This is a genomic window from Corynebacterium sp. 13CS0277, from assembly GCF_002994655.1.
Classification (GTDB): Bacteria; Actinomycetota; Actinomycetes; order Mycobacteriales; family Mycobacteriaceae; genus Corynebacterium.
This window is the reverse complement of sequence record NZ_PPDL01000019.1, coordinates 19,460-33,915: the sequence shown is the minus strand read 5'-3', so window position 1 is coordinate 33,915 and position 14,456 is coordinate 19,460. Positions and strand designations below refer to the sequence as shown.

Genomic DNA, 14,456 nt, shown 5'->3' with positions numbered 1-14,456 from the left:
CTCCAGCGCGTTGGCCCCGGGCATCCCTTCTGCGACTCGCGGCGAAGCGGAGCCCGTGAGCACTTTCCATGAGCAGGTCGATTACGAACAGCTACCCCAAGGTTTCGACCGTTCCGCCGTCGATCTTGACCTTGTCAACCCTTGCACGGACAAACTTCGCGCGCATTACGAGCAGCACCTCGACTTCAGGCTGTCGGTCTTGGTACCGATACGCACAGATGACATGCACGCGACCTCCTGGAGCTGCATCGGATACGAGCGCGGCACACGCATCGGCGAACGAGTCGAGCTCATGGCAGAACCCTTCGATCGGGAGTGGGTCCACACGTACCTACCGGCTAATTTTCTCGGCGACGCCCATGATTCCTGGATCCCTGGGGCGTACTACCTGGACTACGACCCGGGGCGAAACCGCGCAAACAATTGCCAGATAAGCGTCGATACTCCCCGGGGGCGGGTCGCCGTCACGCACTATGGCCAGTTCCGTGAAGGGCGCGTACAAGAACACTGCCAGCTAGCCCGGGAGCGGCTCGAAATGCTGTACCAGGACGAGACATTCCTACGGGAGATCTATGGGGACGGCATTCCCCTCAAGAGGGAGCCCCGGGGGTACCGAAGCACCACCACGATTACCTCCTTGACAAGGAAAAACGTCCGGCGTTGAACTGCTCGGGGGTAGTCGCAGAAGAAGCGGGCGCACCATTTTCCGTCCCAGTCGCATCTAGAGGAACTGAGGAGTTCTTCCCCTGCTACACAGCCGGTGCAGTGAGGCGAAGGGCACCTGGGCCACCGCCCTCATGGTGGCTCCCAGTAGACCAGTTTCTTTGACTCTCGAAGGAGTTAATCATGGACGGATTCGAGATCGACCTCGACCGACTCCAGACCGCAGAGGACAACGCCGGCGACGCTCTGAGGTCTGCGCTTTCCCTGGCGAGGACCATTCCCCGCGGAGGGTGGATCACCACCACCGCTACCTCAGTTCCCGGGCTCGATGAACTCACCCGTTCCCACGCGTCGGTGCTTGCCGGCGACGCCGGCAGCGCGATCGCCGTTTTGACCACCTACGCCAACCAGGTCGAGTGGATGTACCGGAACCTCGGTGTGACCCGCCAGAACTTCGCGCTCGCCGATGCCGGTTTCGCCACCGGGCTGGACGACATCCTCAACGGCACCATCAGCAAGATCGCCGACCTCATCGAGTTCCCGACCCGGCCCGACCCGATCTTCGACGACTTCTCGTTCCCGACCCCGTCTGCCGGTGGCAGCTCCCTCGAAGGACTCTCGACTGCTTTCGCAGCCACGAACACCGGAGAGTTTTACACCATGGCCGAGACCTGGCGGGACATGGAGTCTCAGGCGCGTTCTTTGGCGGATGACCTGCACTCGATCAAGAACTACATCGCCGACGACTACGGCGGCGACGTCATCACTGCCGCCACCAACGCCATCCGGGAACTCGCCGACGCCAGCGACGCCTTCGCTGATAACGCCAAAGTCATGGCCTACTACGCGGAGAATCTCATCAGCATCCACGCCGCGGGACAGCGTGAAGTCGATGCCTATCTTGCCGAGTTCGCCGCTGTTGAAGACCCCATCGAAGCCCGCGCCCTCGAAAAGGCACTGCTGAGTGATTTCCTGTCCTACTTCGACGGGGAACTCACCAACGGAGTGCCCAACATCAACAACCTCATGGGCGTCGGCAAAGTCAGCCCCGGCGGTGCCTCCGGTAAAGATCGCGGTAGGGCGTTGGAAAACCGCATCACCGGCAACGGGCGCACCCCGAACTGGGACACCCCGAAGATCAACGGCTCCGGCAACCTCACCAGCGGTGGCGGTGGCCTGCCGAGTATGCAAGGTCTCAGTGGTGGTGCGGGTGCCGCGGGTGCTGCGGGTGCCAGCTTCGCCAACGTCGACGCCTACCTCAATGACCTCAAGAGCATCGGTGCCGGGCAGTCCGCCACCGGCTTTGGCGGCCTGGGTGGCGGCGCTACCCCTGGTGGGGTGGGATCTCTCGGCGGGGCGGGAACGCCCGGAGCATCCGGCGGTACCGGCACTGGCACTAGTGTCGGCGGTGTGGGCGGTATCGGGACCTTGGGTTCCTTAGGTGGGGCAAGCCCGCGTGTGGGCGCGTCCCCGCACGTGACGAGGCCTGTGACACCTTCCGGTCCGCGTCATGACCAGGGAGCTGGTGGCGGTACGGGTGCGCCTGGTGTGGGTGCTGGCGCGGGTGTTGTCGGTGGTGTTGGTGCCGCTGGCCCCAGGGCTGGTGGGGTTCCTGGTGTGGGTGGTGTGCCGCGCCACCGGCAGGGCGGCTCCGATGGGCTGAACCCCGGGCGACGTGCCGGTACCCCTGGTGGCGGTGCGCCGGGTTCCGGTGGTCACGGTGGCCAGGGTGGTCTTGGCCGTGGTGGTGTTCCGGGTGGCGTGGGGGCCGGTCGTGGTTCTCGCGGCCTCGGCAGCGGCGGCCTGGGCAATGGTGGCAATGGTGGTGTGGGGAATGGCCTGGAGCGTCCCGGTGGTTCCCGGGGCGGTCATCTGGGGCAGCCGACGCCGTCCCCGGCACCGGGTGGTGGTGAGCCGCATGCCGCGGGGCAGGGTTCGCAGGCGAAGCATCCGCCGATGATGGGTGCACCCGTGGGAGCGGGTGCCCGTGGCGGGGCTAAGGAGAATGAGAAGAAGGGGCCGCAGACCTTCAACGATTTGGAGCGTGAAGACAACCTGCGGGCGTTGTTGGGGGAGCCGATCCCGTGGACGAACCAGCACCTGGACTTCGGTAACCGGCCGGATACGGGCAGCCCCTACAAGTAGCAGCAGCGGTTCCTGCCGCGCATCGTGGTGTCCGCCACGACTGTTTTCGCCTGCCTGCTGTTCCGCAACAGGTGTGCTCGCGCATTCGGGCAGTCGGGGCGGTCGGGTCTGGGCACGTGCTTTTTGCCTGGGGCGGGATACGTTCGGTGCCGAGGGCTGCGGCGCACGCACGCCTGTTGTGCCCGAGGCTACACCTCGCTGTGATGCAAGTCATGTGCGCGCAGACACAACATCACCGCACTGCCGTCCACTTAACTAGGGGACACACCACGCCGGCAGTGCCCACCGGCTGGCTTTCCACCCCGCCACCTGTGTGGCGGCCACCATCGCACTCTATGCATCACCACATCCGTGATGCTTAAGCGCTGGGCGGCCGCAGGCGGGGCACCACCAGCCCATCTTCTTCTTGAAGCTCTTGGAAAGGAGCTTGACTCATGTCCCCTGTTTCTTCTTCCACCCCTGCTGCCGGCGCAGCATCCGCACCCCGCGCTCCCCGCGGCACGGTGAGCGTGCTGGGGGCCGGCTTCGCCGGCCTCATCGCCGCCCGCGAACTCGAGCGCCTCGGCTTCGAGGTGCAGGTCTTCGAGGCCCGCGACCGCATCGGCGGCCGCACCTGGACCGACGAGCGAATGGGCCAGTCCCTGGAAATGGGCGGCACCTGGGTGCACTGGATGCAGCCCTACGTGTGGGGCGAGTGCGTCCGCTACGGGGCGGAGATCTACCCCTCCCCCATCTGCGAGGAGGCGTACTGGATCGCCGGCGACACCGTCTACTCCGGCTGCGAGGCCGACGTCGACCGCCTCATCGAGCCGATCCAGGACCACATCTTTGCCGGTTCCCGGGAGCTGTTCCCCTACCCGCACGCCCCCTGGACCAAGGCGGGCGACCTGGCCCCGCTCGACGTCGGCGTCGTCATGGACTCCGTCACCGGCCCCGATAGCCCCTTCACCGCTGAGCAGATCGCCCTGGCGGACTCCTACTGGTCCGCCGGCTACAACGGGCCCACGCCGACGGCCTCGCCGCTCATGGCGAAGCACTGGGCGTCCCTGTCCGACCACAAGCTCAGCCTCATGGACGACCAGACGCTGCGCTACAAGCTCGTCGACGGCATGAAGGGCATCTACGACCAGATTGCCGCCGACATTCGCGGCCCGATCTACCTCAACAGCCCCGCCACCACCGTCACGGAAGACGCCCAGGGCGTGACCGTTACCCTCGAGGACGGCACCAAGGTCACCAGCGACTACCTGGTGACCACCATCCCCGTTGGCGCGCTCAAGCACGTGGAGTTCACCCACGGCCTGCCCGCCCACATCGACCGCGTCGTCGCGGAAGGCTGGAACTGCCGGGGCTTGAAGATCTGGGTGCAGGCCAAGGGGCACCGCAACGTCATCGCCTACGCACCCACCGGCCACCCCATCACCCTCATGCGGACCGAGAAGTTCCTCGACGACGGCACCATGATGCTCGTCGGCTTCGGCCCCAACCACGACGCCATCGACATGGACAACGTGGAGGAAGTGCAAAAGGCCCTCGACGCCTGGGGTGCCGACCTGGAGGTCGTGGCCTCCTGCGGGCACGACTGGACCGCCGACCGCTACTCCGGGCAGACGTGGACCTCCCCGAAGACCGGACAGTTCCTCGACGCTCACCCCGAGCACCTCCTCAACGGCCGCATCGCGTTCGCCGGCTCCGACTGGGCGGCCGGCTGGAACTCCTTCGTGGACGGTGCCATCGAAACGGGCTTCCGCTCCGCACGGGAAATCGCCACCGCAGCAGGCTAAGCCCGCCACCCACCCCGCAGCAGGCGCAGCCCCGTGACCGCTGCGCCTGCACTCTCAGCCCGCCAACGGCCCCACAGCCCTGGCGGGCTACGTCTGTGTCTGCAACCAACTGCCGCGAGCTACGTCACGCCTCCGCCCGCGGTGATGAAGCTGTAGGCCCACCCCCGACCACCAGCCCAACCCGGGCACCCCGCACAGCAGGTGTGCTGCTGTGCGGTGGGCCGGGGGCGGTGGACGAGGAAGGTTGTGCGGGTGGATGGGTGTGCTCACCCCTACTCTGCCACCCGCGCAGTGCACACGGGTGGGGGTACCCAGATGTTTGACCGGATATGCGGACCACCTGAACGATGGGGTGATGGCTTCCCGGTACCGCTCCTCGTCACGCCCCTACCACGGGCGCAACGACTCCTCCCGCAAAGGCCCCACGATCCCCGCGGAGATGGATCGGCTGCTGCAGTTCTGGCGGGCGTTGGAACTGTTCACCCCGCACCTGGCGCCGGCAGAAAACGACGATGAGGACCTTCGCGCGGCGTGGGCGCAGGCACCGGGCACGACTGCGCGCGGGAAGCTCACCGTGGAGTACCCATCCGGGCGGCGCCGGCAGGCATCCGCGCAGTCCCTGCCGTGGGAGTGGGCGCGGGACGCGCCTGCGCCTGCGGAAACAGCGAACCGCAAGCTGAAAAAGCCGAAGTACACGGTGTTTTTCGGGGTGCATCGGCAGCAGTTCGCTGTCGACTCGCTGCTGGCCTGCTTCCCCACCGCAGACGAGGATCAGGAGGCCCGGGCGGCGAACGCCCAGGGTGGGTTCACTGTGGTAGCCGCTGTCGTCGTCGACGGGCGGGGCCGCATCGTGGAGAAATCGGCGTCACTGTCCTCGGGGGCGTGGTGTGTGGGCCACGCGCACACCACCCGGGCGCGTTCCACGCAGGCCCCAGCACTGTCGTTTGGCACCTGGCCGGACCACGTCGCACGCGCGACGGCGGAATTCACCCAGGCCATCGCCGAGGACTACGGCGCGAGCAACAACGCACCCGAACTAGAGATGGACGACCTGTGGGCGTTGCAGGAGGCGGCGTTGCAGGCCGCGCAGCTCGACGGGCTGGCAGCAGAAGCACCCCAGGAGTTCAGCATCCGCATCACCTGTGAGGATGTCGCCCAGGACACGGACCTAGGAAGGCCGGCACTGCTGTCGAGTTTCTACCTGGGGTCCCTGTCGCAGGCCCGGCAGGCGACCTTCTGGTACGCCTGTGGTGCCTGCGCGCCGCAGGCGCGGTTCCTCAGCACGGCGCTGCCCGAGGTTGCGGCAGCCAATCCACACCGCGTCGATGTGCTGGCCCCGGAGGGTGCGGCCGCACTGCGGGCGGCGATTGCGCCCAAGCATCTACCGCCGGGCCGCTGGCCGGCGAACCCGCAGCACAGCTTGTCGTCCAGCCAAACCTTCGCCCTTGTGCAAGCCCTGCAGCTGGCCCGCGTGCCTGAGAAGGGCCCCTACGATCAGCTGCCGATCTTCGGTGTCAATGGCCCACCCGGCACCGGGAAGACGACCGTCCTCAAGGACGTGGTGGCCAACATCATCGTGCAGCGGGCGGAGATCCTCGCCCACCTGGAGCGCCCGATGGACGCCCTCGTGGTCGACCCGGCGGGTTCCACCCCGGTACACCTGCGTGAGGACTTGGAAGGCTGGGGCATCCTCATCGCCTCAGCGAACAACGGCGCCGTCGACAACGTCGTCACCGACGCCACAAAATATGGCGCCCTGGACGAGGAGTTCTGGGACGATGTCGACTACTACGCCGAGCTCGCCCGCCCGCGGCGCAGCACCACAACCACCGCAGACTCCACAGGCACAGCCACCCGTGCGGGGCGCACCCGGGAGACGGCGTGGGGGATCCTCGGCGGCCGGCTGGGCAACAGCAGCAACCGCAGGGCCTTCGCCGCGCGCTTCTTCCCCGACAGTGGGTCGCGCACGGCCGCCGACTTCGGCTTCCTCGCCGCTGCCGACGTGCCCTCGTGGGCTGAGGCGAAGTCAGAGTTCCTCGCCGCCCGGCGCGCCGTGGACGAGCTGCTCAGCCACGCGCAGCAGGCGGCCGACGAGATGGCTACCCATGCGAAGGCGTTGCAGCAGCACGAACATGCCTCTCAGCAGGCGCGGGCGGCGTTGGCGGACTACCAGGCCACAGTCAGCGGGTGTCTCACTGCGGGTGCTGCGGGCTCTGCGGGCGCTGCGGGCACTGTACCCCCTGCAGGTGCCGCCGGCGCTACCGGCACTGCGAGCACCGACCGCACCCCGCTCAGCGCGGAGGAGCTGCTCGCCCGCGTCCGTCAGTGCGAGCAGCAGGCCGCAGCGGCACTCGCCGCCGAGGAGGCGCGGCCGCGGGGGTTCCTGCAGCGGATCCTCGCACTGTTCCGGGGCAGCGCCCGCAATGATGCGGCCCGCCAGCAGCTCTCCACCCAGCGAGACGCCTGGCGCGCCACGGCGGCGCAGCTCGAGGGGCTGGCGCAGGCGCACGTGCAGGCCTGGGCGGCGCTGCAGCAGGCACGTAGCGAGTGTGCTTCTGTGGAGGCGCGTCTGCGGGGCGAGTTCGGCGCACACGCCGACAACCCCACGGATATCTCCCCGGAGGCGACTGCCCGGCGGGAGAAGTTCCTCCCCTGGGCCACGCCCGCCCTGGAGCGGGCCCGCACCCGGGTGTTCCTGGCGGCGCTGCGCCTGCACCAGGCGTGGCTGAAGGATGAGGCGGTGCGGACCGCCATCGCCGGCGAACTCGCCCACGCCACCCAGCTCATGATCGACTCCTCCACCTCCGATCGGGCGCGCAGCAACCACGCCCTGCAGTTGTTGTTCATGCTGGTGCCCATGGTGTCGAGCACCTTTGCCTCCATCGGGTCGTGCTTCTCCTTCGTCAACGATCGGCAGATCGGCTGGCTCATCATCGACGAGGCCGGGCAGGCCAGCCCCCAGCAGGCCATCGGCGCGTTCCGGGTGGCGCGCCGCGCCCTCGTTGTCGGCGACCCGCTGCAGCTGCCGCCGGTGGTGGTGACCCCGCAGGCCGTGGTGCGCGAGATGATGGCGGAGTTGGACATCCCGGAGCGTTTCGACCCACGAGTGGCGTCCGTGCAGTCGCTGGTCGATCTCCTCAGCCGCTACGGCACCACCCTCGGCGGGGCGACGTGGGTGAGCGCCCCGCTGCGGGCGCACCGCCGCTGCCAGGAGCCGATGTTCAGCCTGTGTAACGACATGGCCTACGAGGGCATGATGATTCACGCGACCCCGCCGATGGACACTGATTCCTCCGCCCCGGAGGCAGCCGGTGAGGAGGCGTTGCCCCGCTCTTGCTGGGTGGATGTGCCTGCGGAGGCCACCACCGGCCACGTGCAGCCGAAGGAGTTGGCGGTGCTGGAGCAGATCCTCAACGACATCGGCACCCGTGCACTCAGCGCGCACGACGGCGCGGCTGCCGCCGGGCGGGCAGAGCAGCGCCGGGTGCTTGCCCGCACCTTCGGCAGCGTGTTTGCGCTCAGCCCCTTCCGGGCCGTCGCCGACCGGCTGGAGGAACTCGCGGAGACCTACCCGATGCTGAAGTCGGGTTCGGTGCACACCGCCCAGGGCCGGGAGGCCGACACCGTGATCCTGGTGCTCGGGGGCGCGGCGGGTGCGGATGGTGCCCGCGCCTGGGCGTCCGACCCGGTCAACCTCGTCAACGTCGCGGTGAGCCGCGCCCGCCGGCGGCTCATCATCATCGGTGACTATGCCGCCTGGCACAAGCCCCAGTTCGCCCCGTTTTTCACGCTCGGCAACGCACTCCCCCACATCGACGCACGCACACTGCCCCAGGTTGACCTGCCGGAGGCGCTGCGCGACGACAACGACGCAGCCACCGAGTCCCCCGCGCCCGCGGCATCCGCGCAGGCCTAGGAGACTGTCGCCTCCCGCCCGGTGATGCCCATCCTCCTGGGGTGCGGCCGGGCGGGCAGGCCGCATGGCAGGCGCCCCCGACGTTGACCCACCCCGCCTGCGGGCGGGGGCACGGGGTGCCGGGACTTAGACGTCTGTGGGCAATGTGACCGTGTACATCATGCACTCCAAGGTCGCCTCGGGGCGCGGGCCGGTCGAATCCTTCTTCTTCGGGCCGGGGAAGGTGATGGTGCGGGTGCCGGTGCGGCTAAAGCCCATGGCGTCGTAGAAGCCGTAGTTGCAGCCATCATCGGTGTAGAGGAACAGGTGCTTGCCCGGCGCGAGGCGCGCCAGCTCCCCCAGGAGGTAGCGGCCCACGCCCTTGATGCCGGTGCCGGGGATGGCGACAAGGAAGCTGATCTCCCCATCGACGGGGCTGTGGGTGAGGTAGTCGCTGAGCATGGCGGCATTCGCCTGGGCGTAGGCCCGCCCCATGCGGCTGAGGTGATCCAGGGCGCCAATGCCGCGCACGAACGCCGACCGCCACCAGGAGCGGGTCGCCGGCGGCTGGCTGTTGAGCCGCACCAGCATCACGCCCGCCAGGGTGTCGCCCTCATAGGCGGCCAGCACGTGCGTGGCGCGCAGCAGGTGGTCGTAGAAGAAATACCGCCCATAGGCCTGCAGCAGCACCCCCTCGGAGAGGTAGTCGTCCGGGAGCATGCCGGCGATGGCGGCGTCGATGACCGCCTGGTGGTCGGCAATTTTCAAAGGTTTCAGTTCCAGCGCCATAGTCGTACCTTCTGCTCTTTCACACACGTCGGCGGGTGGCTCGGCCACCCCGATTGAACCACACCGGGCGCATCCCAGCGCCCCACCCGGCCGGGCGGGGCCACCTCCACGTGAGGCACACGGCACTTCTCCACGGATGTGAGCATCGACTAACTTCGAGGGTGTCAGTGACACCACGCACGCGCGCCACCTGCGGCGCGATCCTTATGGCGCGTGGTGTGTCCTCCACCCAAGGAGAGTGTTTTCCCCATGACTGCGACACAGTCTGCCCGCCGCGGCGGGCGGGCGTTTAAAACCATGCAGAAACTCGGCAAGGCGTTCATGCTGCCGATCGCGATCCTCCCCGCCGCGGGCCTGCTATTGGGTATTGGTGGGGCGTTGTCGAACCCGACAACAGTCGCCGCCTACCCGGCCCTCGGCAACCACGTCGCCCAGGGCGTGTTCACAGTGATGACCCAGGCCGGGTCTGTCATCTTCAGCAACCTGGCGTTGCTGCTCACCGTGGGCCTGTGTATCGGGTTGGCGACCCGCGATAAGGGCACGGCGGCGCTGGCGGGTGTGGTCGGCTACTTCGTCATGACGGCCACCACCTCCTCCCTGTTGGAGGTGTTCAACCCCGACGGGGAGGCCATCGACACCGGCATCATCGGCGCCCTGGTGATGGGCTCCATCGCGGTGTGGTTGCACAACCGCTACCACGATATTCAGCTGCCGCAGATCCTCGGCTTCTTCGGCGGCTCCCGCTTCGTGCCCATCGTCACCGCGGCCGCCGCGATCGGCGTCGGCACCGTGTTCTTCCTGCTGTGGCCCCCGTTCCAGCGGGGCCTGGTCACCGCCGGGGAGGGCATTGCCTCCCTGGGTGCGGCGGGCACGTTCCTCTACGGGTTCATCCTGCGGCTGGCGGGCGCGGTGGGCCTGCACCACACCATCTATCCGATGTTCTGGTACACGGAGCTCGGTGGCGTGGAAACGGTCGCCGGGGAGCAGATCGTCGGCGCGCAGAAGATCTTCTTCGCGCAGCTCGCCGACGCCAACCACACCGGCATGTTCACGGACGGCACCCGCTTCTTCGCGGGCCGTTTCGACACCATGATGTTCGGCCTGCCCGGCGCGGCCCTGGCGATGTACCACTGCGTGCCGAAAGCCAAGCGCGCCAAGTACGCGGGCCTGTTCCTGTCGGTGGCGCTCACCAGCTTCATGACCGGCATTACGGAGCCGCTGGAGTTCATGTTCCTCTTCGCCGCCCCGGCGCTCTACGTCATCCACGCCGTCTTCGATGGCTTGAGCTTCCTCGTCGCGGACCTGCTGCAGATCCGCATCGGCAACACCTTCTCCGGCGGGCTCATCGACTTCCTGCTCTTTGGTGTCTTCCAGGGGGAGGCGAAGACGCACTGGATGTACGTCATCGTCGTCGGCGTGTTCTGGTTCGCCCTGTACTACGTCACCTTCCGCCTGTTCATCACCCGCTTCAATGTGGCCACCCCTGGCCGTTTCGACGACCCGGCCGACGACGCCACCAGTGGCACAGACGCCGGGGCGGGGAACACCACGGGAGGGGACGATGCGGTGGAGGTGGACCTCATGGACGCCGACGGCGACACCGACACCATCACCCGGGAAGCCACCCAGGTGCTGGCAGCGCTCGGCGGGGCCGACAACATTGAAGACATCGACGCCTGCATCACCCGCCTGCGGGTGAGCGTCGCCGACAGCAGCCTCATCGACCGCCCGGCGCTCACTGCCCTGGGCGCGGCCGGTATTTTTGACGTCTCCGGCGGCGTACAGGTCGTCTACGGGGCGAAGGCCGACCTGTACAAGACAGCGATCGCCACGATGCTGGGCCGCGACGACTAAGCACCCCACGCGCTCCCCCAGGGCGACTGTGTGCGTCCTGCCGCGTGCCCAGGCAACACGCACAAGGAGGAGAAAACACACCACGCCCGCACCAGTGCGCGTGCCACGGGACTGATACATCCGTAAGTCCCCGGCACACCCGGTGCGGGCGTGGTGGGTGTGTGGGCGCCTGCGGCCCCTGCTGGGCCTTGCCGCTGCGGGGTGGGTGCCCCGCGTCGGCGGCACGATCACCCCGGGGCCCAGGTGCCCTACGTGCCCGCCCCTAGCGGGTCTCCACGATGCGCTTGCCGAAGGGGAAGCAGGTCACCGGGATCATCTTCACGTTCGCGATCGCCAACGGCAGACCAACGATGGTCACCGCCTGGGCGACGGCCGTGGTGACGTGGCCCATGGCCAGCCACAGGCCGGCGACGAGGAACCAGATGAGGTTCGCCAGGCCACTCATCGCACCCGCGCCGGGGATCTCCTGCACCTCCCGGCCGAAAGGCCACAGGGCATAGGACGCCATCCGGAAGGAGGCCACACCGGCGGGAATCGTCACGATGAACACGCAGGCAATGACACCGGCGAGCATGTAGCCCGCAGCCAGCCACAGGCCGCCGAAGAGCAGCCAAATGATGTTGAGCAGAAGTTTCATAGCCCCCACACTAAGCGGTGAACTGGCTGACCGCCCACATCACGATGACGAGCGCCAGGAGGAAAAACAGGGCGAGCTTGACTCGCGACTGCGGGTACTTGTTCGGCTTCTTGCTCACGGGGCGCGGTGCTCCTTCGGGGAGGGACGATAACTGTCGGTGGGGGTGGACGCGCACTGCGCACCCCACCGACGCAGGTGATAGCCCACCTACTCTAACGCAGAGCGGGCCCCGCGACCGGCCGCGGGGTCCTCCTGGGTGGGCTTAGCCGTCAAGGGTCCCCGGGGTCATCCCCGGTCTCCTCGGCCAGCGCCCGGGGCGGGGTGTCGACGACAACGCGGGTGCCGGGGGTCGTGTGCCCGCGGCGGGCGGGGATGATCCGCAGCTTCGCCGTCGGCGCGTCCGCATGGTTGAACAGCTTGTAGGTGGCCGCGCCCGCCACATCAATGGCGCGCAGCAGCAGCACCGCCAGCACCCCGCAGGCGGGGATAGCGACGGCGGCGACGACGAGCGTCTGCCACACCAGCGGCAGGCCGGTCAGCCACTGGGCGATCGCGTCGAGGACCGGTGTAATCCCCCGCGTCATGCCCGGGACATCACGCACATGGATGCTGTCCACGGCTTAGACTGCGCCGCCCAGCCCGCGCCGCGCGAGCAGCGGGGCGACATCCTTCGGCCGGCCCCGCAGGGTCGTGAAGGCCTCGTCGAAGTCCCGGGAACCGCCCGCAGAGAGCACCAGCTCGCGGAAGCGGGCACCAGCAGCCCGGGCGCGGGCCGCATCGGCATCGACACCGGCGGCGCCTTCCTGGGTGAACCAGTCGAAGCCGTCGGCGTCGAGTGCCTCGGCCCACAGGTAGGAGTAGTAGCCGGCGGCGTAGCCGCCGCCGAAGATGTGGTTGAAAAACCGCGTCTTGTAGCGGGGGTGGATGTGGTCCACGCTCAGCCCGGCGGCGGCGAGCGCCTGGCGTTCAAACTCCTCAATGACATCACCAGCCGCGGCATCCTGCGCGCGGGCGCGCAGCGCCTCCGCCGCGGCCGGGTCGAGGCTGTGCCACGCCATGTCGATGATGGCAGCCGCCAAGTACTCAGAGGTCGCAAAGCCCTGGCCGAACGTGCCTGCGGCTGCAATCGCGTCGCGCAGGCGCTGCGGGAGCACCTCCCCGGTGGTGATGTGGCGGGCGTAGTTGTCGAGCACCGCCGGGTCGAGCGCCCAGTTCTCGTTGATCTGGGAGGGGAACTCCACGTAGTCGCGGGGCACGTTCGTGCCGCTGAACGTCGGGTAGCGCACCTGGCTGAGCAGCCCGTGGAGGCCGTGGCCGAACTCATGGAAGACGGTGCGCACCTCGTCGAGGGTGAGCAGCGCCTCCGAGTCATCGGCCGGCTTGGTGATGTTCATGACGTTGACGACGACCGGCTTCGTGCCGAGCAGCTCCGACTGGTCGACGAAGCTACTCATCCACGCCCCGCCCCGCTTACTGGGGCGCGCGTAGTAGTCGGTGAGGAACAAGCCGATGGCCTCGCCGTCCGCGTCGTGCACCTCGTAGACGTCGACGTCCTCGTGGTAGCCGCGCAGGTCCTCCCGGCGGGTCAGCCGGATGCCGTAGAGGCGCTCCGCGGCGAAAAACGCGCCGTCCTCCACCACCTGCCGCAGCGGGAAAAACGGCTTGAGTGCCGCGTCGTCGAGCGCGAAGTCGCGCTGTTTGACCTTCGCCTCCCAATACGCCCAGTCGGCGGCGGTGACCTCCCCGTCTGCTTCCTCGGCGAGGAGCTTGTACTCGCCGGCAGCGTTCGCCGCGGCGGCCGGGGCCAAGTCCCGCAGCAGCGTCATCACCGCCGCAGGAGTACCTGCGGTTTCCTCCGCGATGACGTAGTCGGCGTGGGTGTCGAACCCCAGCAGCTGGGCGCGGCGCGCCCGCAGCGCCACGATCTCCAGTACAACGTCCCGGTTGTTCGCCCCGCGGGCCAGGGAGGCTTCCATGAGCTGCGCGCGCGCCGCAGGATCCTCGAGCTCCACCTGATCGGGCTGCACCGCCGGTAGGCCCAAGGGCACAAGGAAACCGCTGCGCCCATAGTCGGCGGCAGCCTGCGCGGCCGCCGCCCGGCGCGCCTCATCCCAGCCGGCGGTGGCCGCCTCGTCGAGGCTCACCGCCAGTTCCTTGGTGGACTCCCGCAGGTTCTTGCCGAACTCCTCCGCCAGGGTGGCCAGGCGGGCGTTGATGCGGGACAGTTCCTGCTTGGCGTGCGGCTCCAGGTCCGCGCCCTGGCGGGCGAAGGCCCGCAGCAGTTTCTCCTTGAGCCGGGGTGCTTCCCCGTCCCCCTCCGGCAGGGGTGCTGCCTGAATCCGCTCGTAGAGGGCGGTGTTTTGGTACAGCGCGTCCTCGTGGGCGGCGAGCTTCGGCAGCACCTCGGCGGCGATGCGGTCGAACTCCTCGGTGGAGTCGGTGCCGTGCAGGTTGAAAAACACCGCCTCGACGCGCTGCAGTGCCCGGCCGGAGCGCTCCAGGGCCTCCACCGTGTTCTCCCAGGTGGGCTGCTCGGGGTTGGCGACGATGGCGGCGATTTCGGCGTCGTGGTCGTCGAGGGCGACGAGGAAGGCGGGCAGGTAGTGCTCGGGGCGGATCTCGTCGAACGGGGGTAGCTCGTAGGGCAGGGGGCTGGGTGCAATCAAGGGGTTCACGCAACTATCATAAC

General features: G+C 68.2%; 9 protein-coding genes. 5 read left to right on the top strand and 4 right to left on the bottom strand.

Going from position 1 to position 14,456, the window contains the following annotated elements:
- Positions 1-55: 55 nt before the first annotated feature.
- The 4 genes from C1Y63_RS09065 to C1Y63_RS09050 all read left to right on the top strand — a co-directional run bounded on the left by C1Y63_RS09065 (position 56) and on the right by C1Y63_RS09050 (position 8,508).
- On the top strand, positions 56-664 hold the full coding sequence (locus tag C1Y63_RS09065) for a hypothetical protein (protein ID WP_146128921.1): 609 nt from the start codon (positions 56-58) through the stop codon (positions 662-664).
- Positions 665-846: 182 nt separating this feature from the next.
- Positions 847-2,808 carry a hypothetical protein gene (locus C1Y63_RS09060; RefSeq protein ID WP_106016135.1) on the top strand — a complete coding sequence of 654 codons (1,962 nt, stop codon included), beginning with the start codon at positions 847-849 and terminating at the stop codon, positions 2,806-2,808.
- Between the two features lie 434 nt (positions 2,809-3,242).
- The gene (locus tag C1Y63_RS09055; protein WP_106016134.1) at positions 3,243-4,592 is read left to right on the top strand and encodes an NAD(P)/FAD-dependent oxidoreductase; all 1,350 of its coding nucleotides are present in this window, start codon (positions 3,243-3,245) and stop codon (positions 4,590-4,592) included.
- 355 nt (positions 4,593-4,947) lie between these two features.
- Positions 4,948-8,508, top strand: coding sequence for a DEAD/DEAH box helicase (locus C1Y63_RS09050; RefSeq protein ID WP_106016133.1), 3,561 nt, complete (start codon positions 4,948-4,950; stop codon positions 8,506-8,508).
- A gap of 126 nt (positions 8,509-8,634) precedes the next feature.
- On the opposite strand, the gene C1Y63_RS09045 is transcribed toward C1Y63_RS09050, so the two are convergent.
- Positions 8,635-9,276, bottom strand: a complete 642-nt coding sequence (locus tag C1Y63_RS09045; RefSeq protein WP_106016132.1) for a GNAT family N-acetyltransferase — start codon at positions 9,274-9,276, stop codon at positions 8,635-8,637.
- 249 nt (positions 9,277-9,525) lie between these two features.
- Between C1Y63_RS09045 and C1Y63_RS09040 the strand changes: the two genes are divergently transcribed.
- Positions 9,526-11,130 (top strand): PTS transporter subunit EIIC, encoded by a 1,605-nt coding sequence (locus tag C1Y63_RS09040; RefSeq protein WP_106016131.1) that lies wholly within the window; start codon positions 9,526-9,528, stop codon positions 11,128-11,130.
- Positions 11,131-11,392: 262 nt separating this feature from the next.
- Here the strand turns inward: C1Y63_RS09040 and C1Y63_RS09035 are convergent, their stop codons facing one another.
- The 3 genes from C1Y63_RS09035 to C1Y63_RS09025 all read right to left on the bottom strand — a co-directional run bounded on the left by C1Y63_RS09035 (position 11,393) and on the right by C1Y63_RS09025 (position 14,442).
- On the bottom strand, positions 11,393-11,767 hold the full coding sequence (locus tag C1Y63_RS09035; protein WP_106016130.1) for a YccF domain-containing protein: 375 nt from the start codon (positions 11,765-11,767) through the stop codon (positions 11,393-11,395).
- A gap of 269 nt (positions 11,768-12,036) precedes the next feature.
- The gene (locus C1Y63_RS09030; RefSeq protein WP_158256134.1) at positions 12,037-12,369 is read right to left on the bottom strand and encodes a hypothetical protein; all 333 of its coding nucleotides are present in this window, start codon (positions 12,367-12,369) and stop codon (positions 12,037-12,039) included.
- 18 nt (positions 12,370-12,387) lie between these two features.
- Positions 12,388-14,442 (bottom strand): M3 family metallopeptidase, encoded by a 2,055-nt coding sequence (locus C1Y63_RS09025; protein ID WP_233195662.1) that lies wholly within the window; start codon positions 14,440-14,442, stop codon positions 12,388-12,390.
- Positions 14,443-14,456: the final 14 nt, after the last annotated feature.